The organism is Flavobacterium sp. PL02, from assembly GCF_035013205.1.
GTDB lineage: Bacteria > Bacteroidota > Bacteroidia > Flavobacteriales > Flavobacteriaceae > Flavobacterium.
Window position 1 is genome coordinate 12661 of sequence record NZ_JAYGJP010000013.1, and the last position, 14823, is coordinate 27483.

Sequence of the window (14823 nt, forward strand, 5' to 3'; positions counted from 1 at the left end):
GTATTTAGGAAAAAAAATCCAAATTTCACGAAAGTGAAATTTGGATTGTTATAATTGTGAATTTTATTTATTAATATACTTCGTATTTGTCGCCAAAGTTAAAGGTTAGTGAGAAACGAAGTGTGTTTTCTAATGGATTTTTTACGTTTGAAGTAGAGAATAAATACGAAACATCTACTTTTACTACATTGTACTTGAAGCCTGCTCCTAAAGAAAAGAATTTTCTAGCTCCTTTTTCTGGGCTTTCATGAAAATATCCTAGTCGGAATGCAAATGCATCTTGGTACATATATTCGGCACCAATACTATAAGTAATCTCTTTTAACTCTTCGCTAAAACCACCTGGAGCATCACCAAAAGATTGGAAAATTCCAGATACCCAACCTATTGATCGGTAGTCTTCATTGTTTTGCATTCTTTCTTGCAGGGTAACTGTACCATCGCCATCTAAATCTGGATCCTGAGGTGTAGGAACTAATAATTTGCTAAATTCTACGCCTACAGCTAGTTTGTTGTAATCGTCTAGGATAAAATCAAATCCTCCACCTACTTTTAAATTAGCTGGTAGGAAGTTAGCATTGAGTTCATCACTATCATATTTCATCTTAGGTCCTAAATTCTGAATATTAAAACCACCTCTCCATCTTCCGTTAAAGCTGTTATAAGCAATTTCTTCAGATTGATAAAAACCAGCTACATCTACTGCAAATGAACTTGCAGGTTTAGCATCTACATCTTCAGAAGCGATTTTTAGATTAGAGCGAATGTATCTTCCTGCTACAGCCATCGAGAATTTTTCGCTAAGCTTTAGTGAGTAAGAACCGTCGAAAGCTAGTTCGTTAGGTGATACAATGTTTACTGCTTCATCAGGACTATCGGTTTTTCGTAATTCGATATCACCAAATCCAAAATAACGGAAACTTGCTGCAAATGCATTTCGGTCGTTTATTTTGTTATAATAGGTTATTTGTCCTAAAGAGACATCATTTACCAAATCGGTAAGATACGGAGTGTAACTAACAGAAAACCCTTGTTTGTCTTCGGAGAAGGCGTATTTTGCGGGATTCCATTGTTGAGAGAATGCATCTACAGATGTGGCGACACCTTGGTCGGCCATACCTGCTGCTCTAGCGTCGGCAGCTACTAATAAAAAAGGTACTGCAGTTGTAATAGTTCTTTCTTGTGCCTTTGCTAATGAAATAACAAAAAGGCAAATTAAAATGAGGGTAGGTTTTTTCATCTAGGTTTTAAAATAGTAAACAAATATAATATTTAATTAAAGTATGACAAGTTTTTCAATTTTTTCTGCTTTTTTATTTGTTGTGTTCGACTTTACAGTTAGTTTATAAATATAAACACCTTTGCCAATTCGATCGCCAAAATCGTCTCTTCCATTCCAAGTTATGTCCCGAGATAAAAAACCTTCGGTAGTAATAATTTGATTTTTTGTCCAAACAACCTTTCCGGTAATTGTCATTACTTGTACTTGAACTTCTAAGGGTTCATAAGGTTTGTTGTGTGAAAACCAAAACTCAGTATAGGTTGTGAACGGATTCGGATAATTTAAAACATGCGTTAATGTTATTGAATCATCACCTGAAACAATAAATTGAATTTCGGTTGTAACGGGGTTGTTGTATACATCCCATGCTGTAACCGAAACGGTGTGCAATCCTACTGCTAAATTACGGAATGGAAAACGTAATGTTCCATGCGTGTAATCGTCTAACTTGGTTTGATAATAATCGTTTAATATATAAGGATTACTAACGTCTCCGTCTAAAATTGCAACTATGTCATGTCCTATTCCACTTGCGGTATTTATCCCGTTTTCATCTTCAAGATTTGCAAGTAAAAAAGGAGATTCATTTGTAACCCCTCCTGATACAAATGTTTCATCGTTCATATATAACTGCACTTTTGGACTATTATTGTCTTGAGGTGCATTTTCGTTTATTCCACCTATTTTTATTGTTGTATCGTAACCCGTTTGGTTCTCAAGAAGTTGTTGTTTTTTGGCGTAAAAGCTAATTCTTCCGTTCCCTACAGGGATTCGGATGTCTCTTGGTACTACAAAACTAAACTCAAATAAACCATTGGTTACTGATGCACTTCCTCTAAAAATAGTTTCTCCCAAAGTGTTAAATTGCATTGGGGGACTAAAGCCATCATTATTGAGTGTCGAAGATATAATTAATTTATCAAATATCGCAGTAGTTAATTCACCATTATAGTTTGTTAATAAATTATTGTTTTCATCTGTTATTTCTCCGGATAATTTAATTTTTGACAGCGATTTTAAATCATCAATAGGTTGAGAGATAACAACATCATTTACTTTGGTTAGTTTTACTTTTGGTTTTGGGATAGCAAGCATTAAAGCTGGATCACCTATGTATACAATAACATTACTAGAAGAGCTTGGATTGCTGTTTTTGGATAGTCGTAATGATTCGGAAATGGTTGTGTATTGGTTGGATCCGTATGACAATAAGTTTTTTGATAAAATGTCATTGAAGTTTTCGGCACTAAATTGTCCGATGGATCTTATGGTTGTAAGCATAGCGATAGCGCCTCCCTTGGGATTCCAATATGTATATTCACCGGCAGTAGGTCTTGTGGGGTCATCAAATCTTGAGAACTCGCAGGTTATGGTTATAAATAATGGATACTTGTATTGATTGTTTAGATTTTGTCCGTCAGCTTTGCTCCAAATACGTTCACCTGCTAATCCATCTTCACCGCCATGTCCTAGGTAGTTAAAAACGAGCGCGCCTTTTTCGAAAGCATCAAATAAGTCAGTTCGTGCTTTGGGATATCTTGATCCTCCTGCCGAAGCTTCTTGTGTATAGGAATCTAAGAGGATTTTATCAATATTGAAAAAAGGTTTTTCGGTACCTATAACATCGGCTAATTTATTTTGTCGGCTTTGTAATGTAGCATCCGAAACTTTATCGGAATCATCTGCAACTAGTACGAAGTTATTTTTCCAGTTTCCGTAAGATTTAATGTCATGGTATTCTAGTACTTTATTAACCATTTCGTCAGCTTGTTTAGTGTCATTAACAAGCATTCTTCCTACTGCGAGATCTATTCCTCCAAAAAAAGAAACTACATTGCCTTCGTCATTATCCATTAATCCATAAAAATCATCAGATGCAAATGAAGCTTCTCCTGTACTATTACTTCTTAAGGAGTAATATATAGGTACAATGTTTCCGTTATTATTGATTCTATTTTTATAATCGAAAGAAGCGTCTCCAAAAAGATTAACGTATTTAATTCTTTTATCTGGAGCAGAGGCATTGTCATATATGTATTTAATGCAGTTTCTGATGGCGGCTATATCTTGTTTTCCAGATGAGAATTCCTGGTAGATAGATTCAGTTGAAATTACTTTTACGCTTAAGTTAGAATGAGATCTGTGGAAGGACGCTAGTCTTTCGGCTTGATTCATTAAAAAAGAGGGAGCGATAATTACATAATCAATGTCTTGAAAAGCGCCTTGATTGTTTTTTAAAAGTGTACCTTTTAAGTTCTGGTTAGGAATTTTGGTTTTGTTATCTTTAAAAGGGATGTAGTAGTCGGAAGGGTCGAGGGCTACATATTTTCTTATTTCCCCTAATTGTGCTTTAAAACTTATTGTGTTTTGATTTGAGTTTTCAATAGTGCTTACATTATATATATCAGTGACATCCCAAATTTGGGCAATGCTGGTTGTGTTTGTGATATCGTAACTGGCAATTCCGATGCTTGAACTAGCTAAGTCGTATTGAAAAAGAAATTGTTTTCCGTAGCCTTGTAGTTTTCGTTTAGCAATTAATTTAATTTGATCTAAATATCCCTTTGATCCGGGAACACCACTATTATTGTAGTTGAGTTTTATTTTAATGTTTTCGGATCCTGTAAATGTTTTGTTGGAAGGTAATGAGTCGGTATAAAATTTAATTTCTGAATTGGGTGTTATTGCGGGAAAATTTGTAGTAGCTATATCTTGTCCGTTTGCAGCAACTTTAAAAGACGTGTTTGTGTATGAAGCAGAAGCTGTCTTGACTTGTATTTTTACAGGAACCGAAGTGTCGATATTCGGAAAGCTAAACTCAAACTCTTGTTCGTTGTCGATTTCAAAAGATTCGCCATACCATTCTCTACCAAGATGGGTTATGTTTATCAGGTCTTTTTCGTGATATTGATGGTCATCAAATGTTGAGAGGTTTATGGTGCTGCTTCCTGATGGTGGTTGCATTTGGGTGATTCTTTTTCCGTCGCCTCCCTGAGTCGTTATATAATAATATGATCTGTTATCGTATAAGTTACTATAGGTTCTGCTTTCATCGTTCCAAGTATCGACTCCTTCGGCATAAAATAAGATGTAGTCGTCGTTATCAAAACTTCCGTCATTTTCGCCAATAATCTGAATTGCATTTTCTGTTAAGTCATTAGGGTAATAAGATGAGTTGGATAAAGGAAGCATTCTACCACCATTTCCGAATATTTTTATCTTCTTTGGGTTGACTTTTGTCAAATCTGAGTTTAAATTTTGCAAGAAGCTTTTGGAGATTTTATATACACCAGATTTTTCAATGTAAATTCGATACCAATCTCCAGATGATAAAACAGAATTGGTGATGTTTGTATTCTTTCTGGTTAATGATGTTCTTGAGGTAGTATTGTTTTGAGAATTGGTTATTATATTATAGGTAAAAGATTTTACTCTTTTGTATCCTGTTCCGTTATTGATTATTGGTGACAGGGTTAGTAAAGCTTGATTGATTCCTCTCGCAGAAGAGATTTTTAACGTTTCATTAATAGTTTTTGGGATGTTTTTTAATGTTAAATCACCCAGTTCATTTTCAGAAATTGTTTCGTAAACAATATTAGATAATTGGACGTTGCTGTTCTCAGAATAATTGAATTGCGTAAGGTTTAAAGCGTATAAAATTGTCTTTGTGTCGGAGTTTAAGTGGTAGCTATTACCCGAAAACAGGGGTGCGTTGACTTTAAACTCTCCAAAATACATGTCTTTTTTATCGAGCCAATTTATAATAACGTCATCTTTCGTCTGTGCGAAAGAGCTGATATATAGTAAGATAAAACAGGTTAATAAGGTCTTTTTCATTGCGCGCTTTAACAAAAATGATATAGTTGTATTATACCAAGTAAAAATATAGTATTTAGTGTTATAGTAAATAATAAAAAGTATATTTTTGCGTTCAAGTTATGTGAGATGATTTTACAAGAATCAGGTACATGAAATTTTTATAATTGTTTTATAATTGATGTTGCGAATTAATTTTAATTATTATATTGCAGCACCTAAATTATTACCTACTAAAGAGTATGAAAGTAAACAAAATTATGGCCTTACAGTTAATGTTATCTATGACATTGGTTCTGGGAATGGCTAGCTGTAGTAAAAAATCTAGTTCGAGTGCATCAAGAGCTACGGGTTGGGACGTTAATAGTATTAATGGAACGGCACAAAATGTTTCTAACAAAAAACAACAAGCAGGACCTGGATTAGTTTTTGTAGAAGGAGGAACGTTTACCATGGGTAAGGTTCAGGATGATGTAATGCATGATTGGAACAATACTCCAACGCAACAACACGTACAGTCTTTTTATATGGATGAGACTGAGGTGACTAACATGATGTACTTAGAATACCTTGAGTGGTTGAAAAAAGTATTTCCACCAACAGAAGGAAATTACAAACATATATATGAAGGAGCTTCGCCAGATACTTTAGTTTGGAGAAATCGTTTAGGCTATAATGAAACTATGACCAATAACTACTTAAGACATCCTGCATATGCTAACTACCCTGTAGTAGGTGTGAACTGGATTCAAGCAGTTGAGTTTAGTAAATGGAGAACTAACCGTGTAAACGAAGCAGTTCTTGAAAAAAATGGATACCTTAAAAAAGGTGCTAAAACAGATGATGTTAATGCTGAAAGCAACTTTAATACTGAAACATATTTAATCGCTCCTACATCTACATTTGGAGGAAACGAAGAAATTGTTTTAAAAGAAGGTAAAAAAGTAAGAAGAACTAAAAAAGGAGATGCTGCTGAAGAGCCTAAAAATGTTTATGCACAGCGTTCTTCTGGAATTATCTTACCAGAATATAGATTACCAACTGAGGCAGAGTGGGAATACGCTGCTGCTGCAGATGTTGGACAAAGAGAATACAACATTTATAAAGGACAAAAGAAATATCCTTGGTCTGGAGATTATACTCGTTCTGGAAAAAGAGCAACAAGAGGTGATCAATTGGCTAACTTTAAACAAGGTAATGGAGATTACGGAGGTATAGCTGGATGGTCTGATGACGGTGCAGATATTACAAATGAAGTGAAAAAATATCCTGCAAACGATTTTGGATTGTATGATATGGCTGGAAACGTAGCCGAATGGGTTGCCGATGTTTACAGACCTCTTATCGATAATGAAGCAAATGACTTTAACTACTTTAGAGGTAACTTGTATGCTAAGAATAAAATTGGCAAAGACGGTAAAGTAGAAATCGTTACTAAAGAAACTATCAAATATGATACTTTAAGCAATGGTAAAATTGTAGCAAGAAATTTCCCTGGAGATATTGCACAAGTTCCTGTTGACGAGCAAGAGACTTATTTGAGACAAAACTTCTCTACAAGTGATAATATCAATTATAGAGATGGAGATAAGCAATCATCTAAATATTATGATTTTGGAGCTTCAGAAGAAGAGCAAACTGCTGCTGATAAAGCAAAACAAGCAATGTACAATTCTCCTAAGCATAATGTTACCACAGATAGTTTAGGTAACATGGTTAGAAAATATGATAAGTCTAGCAAAAGAACAACTTTAGTAAATGATAATGTTAGAGTTTACAAAGGAGGTTCTTGGAGAGATAGAGCATATTGGTTAGATCCAGCTCAAAGAAGATATTTCCCTCAAGATATGGCAACTGATTACATTGGTTTCAGATGTGCAATGTCAAGAGTAGGACCTAAATCTGAAAAAAGAAAATCACCTAGAAATTAAGAAATTTAATAATAGTAATAAAAGCCCTTTGATTAGGGCTTTTATTGTTTTAAATCTGTTTTAAAATGGATATTGCTCACATTCATAATTTGTTTTTACAATGCCAGTCAGTTTCGACAGATACTCGTAAAATTGAATTAAATTCAATATTTTTTGCTATAAAAGGAGATAATTTTGATGCAAATACATTCGCAGAAGAGGCTTTGCAAAAAGGAGCGTTATTTGTGGTTATCGATAATGCATCTTACTTTATTGATCAAAGAACTATTTTGGTCGAAAACAGTTTGATTGCATTACAAGAATTAGCAAAATTTCACCGTGGTTATTTACAATTGCCTATTATTGCTTTAACAGGAAGTAATGGGAAAACGACAACCAAGGAGCTGATTAATGTTGTGCTTTCTAAAAAGTACAGTACTAAAGCAACTGTTGGAAATTTAAACAATCATATTGGCGTTCCTTTAACGCTATTAACGTTTACTAAAGAAACTGAAATAGGAATTGTAGAAATGGGAGCTAATCATAAAAAAGAAATAGAGTTTTTATGTGAATTAGCTCAACCGGATTTTGGATATGTGACCAACTTTGGGAAAGCACATCTTGAAGGTTTTGGAGGAATTTTGGGAGTTATAGAAGGGAAAAGTGAATTGTATACTTATCTTTCTGCTCATGATAAAGTTGCGTTTGTTAATCTGGATGATTCCATTCAGGTAGAAAAAACAAGTGCGATAAAGAAATTTTCATTCGGATATAAAAATACTAGTGGTGATGTTGTTATAAGTACCATTACAGCAAATCCTTTTGTGGTTTTAGGTTTTGGCAATGAAACTATTACTTCGCATTTAATTGGACTGTATAACGCCAATAACATAAGTGCAGCACTGGCAATAGGAAAGTACTTTAAGATAGAAGATTCTGCTATAAAAGAGGCTTTAGAGAGTTATATACCCGAGAATAATCGTTCGCAATTATTAGTAAAGGGAACTAACGAAATTATTTTGGATGCATACAATGCAAACCCAAGTAGTATGGCTGTTGCAATCGAGAATTTCATTCAATTAGAGAAGCAAAATAAAGTCATGATTTTGGGAGATATGTTTGAGCTTGGTTCAGAAAGTGATCAAGAACATAAGTTTATTGTAACATCACTTTTGAATGAGAATAAAACAAATTGTTATTTCATAGGACCTTCTTTCTTTAAGCATAAAGCTGATAAAGAGAATTTCCATTTCTTTGATTCGTTTGACGCTTTTGCTACTTATTTAGGAACTATAGCTTTTAATGAGCAAACAATACTTATTAAAGGGTCTAGAGGTATGGCTCTGGAAAGAGTTTTAAATTTTATTTAAAAAATATCTTTAAACTATAACAAAAAACCATCCGATGTATCGGATGGTTTTTTGTTTAAATACTCATTAAGAATCCTATAAGGTTTTCTTTTTTGTTTAATTCTAGTTTTTTTCTTAATCTATAACGAGCAAGTTCAACTCCTCCATTTGAGATGTTCATGATTTCTGCAATTTCTTTAGTCGACATATTCATCAATAAATAAGTTGCTAAATCTAGTTCTCTAGGTGAAATTTTTGGGTATTTTTCTTTTAAGCGTTTCAGGAATTCAAAATGGACATTTTTTATATGCTTTTCTAAATCTTTCCAGCTTTTATCTGTATTTACTTCTTTAACGATACTTTTGTTGAGTTTGTTGAATTGAAATTTAGTAGACTCGTCAAATGTTTCAATGTCAATTTCTTTCAGTTTATGTATAATTCCATTTAAGATTTTGTTCTTTTTTACTACTTGTAAGGAGTTGTTAACTAGTTCTTTGTCTTTAGTGAGAATCTTTATTTGTAATTTGTCATTTTTTAATTTTTCAATTTCTTTTTCTAATTGATATTGTTCTTGCCTTATTTTAGATTCTTTTTCTAAGTAAAGTCTTCGTTGTTCGATTGTCTCGTAATATTTATTTTTTCTAATTTTCATTTTTATGCGATAGGAGATAGAGTAAATAGCAACCAATACAAGCATAAAATAAAATATATAAGCAAGAATATGTCTATACCAAGGTGGTGAAATGGTAAAAGGGATGACATCAACCTCAGATTGTATCCCGTAACTATTTCTCACTTTAACTCTCATTTTGTAATTGCCTTCTCTTAAATTGGTATATTCCTTTACTGAAATTGTTGACCAATTGCTCCATTTTTCGTCAAAAGGATCTAATTGATAAGAGTATTCTACATTTTCAAGGTTCTCATAAGTAGGAGATGAGAAAGTGAATTTTACATGATTTGAAGCATATGGAATTAGATATTTTTCCGAAATTTTCTTCTGATTTCCGAATGTCAAGGTATCATTTGTAAAAGTAAAAGTTCGAATGAATACGTTTGGTTTGGTTACGATGTTATTTATTAATTGAGAATCATAATGTGCCAGACCATCGGTTAATCCGATAAAAATATTTTGAGGATCAATAGTGTTAACCGAAAGATAGTTGGTTACTAAGTTTCCTGTTAAGTTTGAAAATGGGGCAACGACATTTTTGTAATTTCCATCAGGGGATTTAACTAGTTCTCCCAAAGATTCATTAAATACGTACCAAAGATTTCCTTTTGAATCTTCATAAAGAGAATTTATTACGGGTATATCTTTAAAAACGGCAGTCATTTTTTTATCCTTATAGAAAACTTCTTGTTCTTTAGAATATTTATAAAAATGGTTATTTGTTTGGAAATAAACGCTGTTATTTATTTTTTGAATACTTCCAATGCCTTTCTCTTTTGATAAATTGTGAATAATTTTTATTGATTTGAATTTTTTTAAATCATCAGATAATTTCATTTGATATAAAAATTCATCTTTTTTTAACCATAAATAGTCATTGTCTAGCTCGAATAAAATAGAAGATTTATTAAATCCTGAAATTTGATTTCTAAACTCTAAACCATTTGCAGTTTTTTCAAACAATGCAAATCCATTATAGTTTGATCCTACTACAAAATTTGGATGGTTGGGGACTGTTCTAAAACCGAAATAACCATTCTTATCCAATAGTTTTACAGCTTTATTTCCTTTTATAATTATTGCACCTCTATTGTTGGCACATATTAATTCGTTACCAATAACCTGAATATTCCATGTTTGCGTATTTGTTCCTTCTACAAGCGAGAAAGCCCCTTCTTTAAAAGCAGTATTCCAAGCATGGTAAAAAACACCTTGATTTGTTGCTACATATAAATACCCATCATGAATTACAGAAGCATATACGGTACTAATATCATAACTAAAGCCAAAGTATGTAAATGGGGAACTTTCATTGATAAATGCAATACCATTATCCAGCCCAAGCCAAAGATTGTTTTTGTTATCTATAAAGGAAGTAAGTACGGTATTGTTTTGTAAGCCCTTTTTGCGGTCAATATGTTGAATAATTTTTCCGTTTAGGTCGGATATGATAATACCATTTAAAACGGAATTTAAGACAATGAATTTGTCTTTGATAGAGACACCTCCTAATGAACTATTTTTTTTGATAAAAGCATTGGCTTCAGTGTTCCAAGGAGTCAGCGTTTGATTGCTATAGATAAAAAGTCCATTTTCTAAAGTTGCTACCAAGAGTTCATTGTTAGGCATTTTAAACATTGCCCAGACCTCTGTGTTGTTTAATGTTGTAGTACCTTTTAAAGGATATAATTTCCCGTCTTTATATATTAGTATTCCTAATGAATTGTCTTGAACATAGATAGTGTTGTCAATTTGAAAAGAAAACTGAAAACGTTTGGGAGCTTCTATTGTTTTAAGTTTATTGTCTTTAAAAATATAAATTCTGGCAAAAGATTGAAAAATTACTTCGTCTTTAACAATATGTATTCTCCATACAAAATCTAATTCTTGAGCACTTTTTGATTTGATAAGTTTTGATAATGAGGTGTATTTTAATTTTCCTTTAGAGTCGGCATCAAAATAGCCAAGTTCTTTATAGCCACCTACATATATTCTGTGAGAATTATCAACTTTTACTGTTCGTACTGATGTTGAGTTGGGTAAGAGGTACTTGGTCCATGATGAACCATCAAATTGTATAAGGCCGCTATTGTTGGCAAAATATAAATTTCCGTTCTCATCTTGATCAATACTCCAGTTTTGAGTTGCTCCTTTGTATTCTGCCCGTTTATAGTTTCGGATGTCAGGAACACCGATATTTTTGACTTGTGCTGATAATAGGATCGAAAAGAATAAAAAACAAACGGTTATGATGTTAAATCTTGTAAAATTCATAATTACATTATAATAGGCTCAACGATTTACTTAGCTTTTACGTGGCTTTAAAATCCTTAAAATATTAGACTTAATATTGATTTGGTTTAGAAAATTTACCTTATAAAAGCTAAAATAATCGATTTATATTGAATGTAGTGTTTATTTTAATTTTATATTTTTTTTAAATACCATAATTTAATTTTTAAAATAATGAAAATCACTTAATTGTATTTTTTTTGATGTGTTTTTGACTAGTGTTAATTTTGATTTTGATGTGTTTTTGTAGTGATTATTAATTGCGTATTCTTAAAAAATCTTATTATTATTGTTCCGAATTACTAATTAATTAACCAAAATTTTTAGAAAAATGAAATTAACAAAATTACTTATTTTTTGTTTTTCATCTATTCTATTCTCAGTTTATGCTCAAGCGCAAGACGTTACAGTAAACGGAATAGTTAATGATGAAAGTGGTATGCCAGTACCAGGAGCATCTGTTTTAATAAAAGGAACGGGGAAAGGGACATCTTCTGACTTTGATGGGAAGTTTCAACTTCAGGCACCTTCTAATGGTGTTTTAACAATTACGTTTATAGGTTATGGAACTATTAATGAACCAATAAATGGTAGAAATAAAATAGTTGTACAATTACGTCCAGAATCACAAACGTTAAATGAGGTTGTTGTTGTAGGATATGGTACTCAAAAGAAAAGTGTAGTTACAGGAGCAATTTCTAAAGTAAAATCTTCGGATATCGAAAACTTACCGATATCCAGAGTTGAACAAACTTTACAAGGAAGAGTTTCGGGAGTTACTGTTGCTGCGAGTTCTGGACAACCAGGATCAGCATCTACGATTCGTGTGCGTGGTATAACTACTCTGGGAAACAATGACCCGTTATGGGTTGTAGATGGAGTAGTGGTTGATGCTGGTGGTATTGGGTATTTAAACCAGTCAGATATTGCTTCTATCGAGGTATTAAAAGATGCGGCTTCTCAAGCAATTTACGGAGCAAGAGCTGCAGCTGGGGTAATTATTGTTACTACCAAAAAAGGGAAATCAGGAAAAATGAGTGTTAGCTATAATGGCTATACAGGTTTTTCTTCGGCAGCAAGAAAACTAGATCTTTTAAATGCGACTGAATATGCTACTTTAAGAAATGAGAAGTATGCAAACGGATATGCTAAAAAATCTCCAACAGATACTTTTGCATTGCCTTTTCAAGATCCTAATGCATTAGGTGCAGGTACAGATTGGCAATCGGTTATTTTTAATGATAGTGCAGCACGTATTGGTCAAGAGTTAAGTTTATCAGGAGGAAATGATGTATCTACTTTTTATGCCTCTTTTGGTCTTTTGGATCAGGAGGGTATTGTAACAACAGATATTTCTAATTATAACAGAAAAAACATTCGTTTAAACTCTACTCACAAAATATCTAAATGGGTAACTTTTGGTCAGACATTAGGTTTTTCTAGAGAGAAAACGATGGGGATAGGAAACACAAATAGTGAGTTTGGAGGACCATTAAGTTCTGCAATAAATTTAGATCCGATTACTCCTGCTATCGTAACAGACCCAGGGATGGCTGCATTGCCTCCTTATTCTGTCGGTATTGATGGTCATGGTAAAGGAATTTTAAGAGATCCTTACGGAAATCCATATGGTGTTTCGACTATGGTTACACAAGAAATGTCTAATCCATTGGCTTATACTCAAACTAGATTAGGAAATTACAACTGGTCAGATAACTTTGTTGGAAATGCTTACTTAGAAATTGAGCCAATAAAAGGATTAAAATTCAGAACTACATTAGGAGGTAAACTTGCTTATTGGGGTGTTGAAAGCTTTACACCAGTTGCATATTTAAACTCAACTAATATGACACAAGTAAATAACCTTTATAGAGAAACAAATAAAGGTTTTGGATGGAATATAGAGAATACTGCTTCTTATACAAAAAGTATAGGTGATCATAATTTTAGCGTATTAGTAGGTCAGGGAGCTTATGTAGATAACAGAAATAGTGGTACAAAAATTACATATACTAATTTACCAGTAGATAATCATGATGATGCCTCTTTTAATTTTGACCTTCCAAAAGATCAAATAAATGCTACAGCAACTACAGGAAATGAGCACAGAGTAACTTCTTTATTCTCTAGATTAACTTATGATTTTAAAGAAAAATATTTAGTAACAGGTATTATTCGTAGAGATGGATCTTCAAGATTTGGAGCAAATAATAAATATGGAACTTTCCCTTCATTCTCATTAGGATGGGTTCCATCAAAAGAAGCATTTTGGGTTGAAAACAAAGTAGTAAACCAATTGAAATTTAGAGGAGGTTACGGTGTAACTGGTAATGATAATATTGGAGATTTTAAATATCTAGCAACTGTAGGAGATGGTCGTAACTATACTATAGGGACATCTGGATCTGTAACTATTGGTAACAGCCCGAATGCACCTTCAAATCCAGATTTAAAATGGGAAGAAACTAGCCAGACAAATATTGGTTTAGATGCTACTATTTTTTCTGATTTCAGTTTATCTGTAGACTGGTATATTAAAAAAACTACAGGAATCCTTCAGGAAATTATGTTACCAGGTTATGTTGGTTCAGGAAATCCAACTGGAAACGTTGCTGATATGCAAAATAAAGGTGTCGATTTAGAATTAGGATACCGTAAAAAATTAGGACAGGTTAATATGTCTTTAAGTGCAAACGTATCTTATCTGGAAAATGAAGTAACATATTTAGGACGTGGAGTTGATTTTCTTGCAACAGGAGAGCAATTTAAAGCGATGACATATGATATTACAAGAACTCAAGTTGGGCAGCCTTATGGATCTTTCTACGGATTTAAGACAGCAGGAATTTTCCAAAACCAAAACGAGATTAATGCTTATAAAAATGCTGCAGGAGGATTAATTCAACCAGATGCTAAACCCGGAGATTTCCGTTGGCAAGACATTAATGGAGATGGTCAAATTAATTCAGATGACAGAACAAATATTGGTAGCCCAATACCAAAATACACTTTTGGATTTACGGTAAATCTAGATTATAAAAATTTCGATTTAATGATTTTTACGCAAGGAGCTGCTGGAAATAAAATTTTCCAAGGATTACGTAGGTTAGATATTGAAAACTCTAATTACCAAACCACTGCTTTAAGTCGTTGGACAGGAGAAGGTACATCTAATACGTACCCAAGATTAACATCTGATGATACAAACAAAAACTTTAATAACCCTTCTGATTTTTATCTTGAAAAAGGAGATTACGTAAGAATAAAAACAATTCAGATAGGATATTCATTGCCAGTTAAGACTATAGGACAAATTGGTTTAGAAAAAACCAGAGTTTATTTAACAGGAGAGAACTTATTGACTTTTACTAAGTATACTGGATATGATCCTGAAATTGGAGCAAATAGCGCTACAGGAAATGTTATGGGTATAGATAGAGGTATTTATCCTCAAGCCAGAACTATAATGTTGGGAGTTAATTTACAATTTTAATAAAAACG

Annotated in this window: 6 protein-coding genes; 3 read left to right on the top strand and 3 right to left on the bottom strand. The window is 32.9% G+C overall.

The genetic code is table 11. From position 1 onward, the window contains the following. Positions 1-70 precede the first annotated feature (70 nt). Together porV and porU are read right to left on the bottom strand one after the other, a co-directional pair. The gene (gene porV, locus SHI72_RS22525; protein ID WP_323491466.1) at positions 71-1240 is read right to left on the bottom strand and encodes a type IX secretion system outer membrane channel protein PorV; all 1170 of its coding nucleotides are present in this window, start codon (positions 1238-1240) and stop codon (positions 71-73) included. A gap of 36 nt (positions 1241-1276) precedes the next feature. After that, positions 1277-5119, bottom strand: coding sequence for a type IX secretion system sortase PorU (gene porU, locus SHI72_RS22530; protein WP_323491467.1), 3843 nt, complete (start codon positions 5117-5119; stop codon positions 1277-1279). Positions 5120-5340: 221 nt separating this feature from the next. Between porU and gldJ the strand changes: the two genes are divergently transcribed. Together gldJ and SHI72_RS22540 are read left to right on the top strand one after the other, a co-directional pair. Then, positions 5341-7029: a gliding motility lipoprotein GldJ gene (gldJ, locus tag SHI72_RS22535; protein WP_323491468.1), complete on the top strand. Its 1689-nt coding sequence runs from the start codon at positions 5341-5343 to the stop codon at positions 7027-7029. A gap of 65 nt (positions 7030-7094) precedes the next feature. Beyond that, positions 7095-8378, top strand: coding sequence for a UDP-N-acetylmuramoyl-tripeptide--D-alanyl-D-alanine ligase (locus tag SHI72_RS22540; RefSeq protein WP_323491469.1), 1284 nt, complete (start codon positions 7095-7097; stop codon positions 8376-8378). 55 nt (positions 8379-8433) lie between these two features. On the opposite strand, the gene SHI72_RS22545 is transcribed toward SHI72_RS22540, so the two are convergent. After that, positions 8434-11304: a triple tyrosine motif-containing protein gene (locus SHI72_RS22545; RefSeq protein ID WP_323491470.1), complete on the bottom strand. Its 2871-nt coding sequence runs from the start codon at positions 11302-11304 to the stop codon at positions 8434-8436. Positions 11305-11653: 349 nt separating this feature from the next. On the opposite strand from SHI72_RS22545, the gene SHI72_RS22550 reads away from it, so the two are divergent. Beyond that, complete coding sequence (locus SHI72_RS22550; protein ID WP_039111813.1) at positions 11654-14815, top strand: SusC/RagA family TonB-linked outer membrane protein; 3162 nt, start codon at positions 11654-11656, stop codon at positions 14813-14815. The last annotated feature ends 8 nt before the right edge of the window (positions 14816-14823 follow it).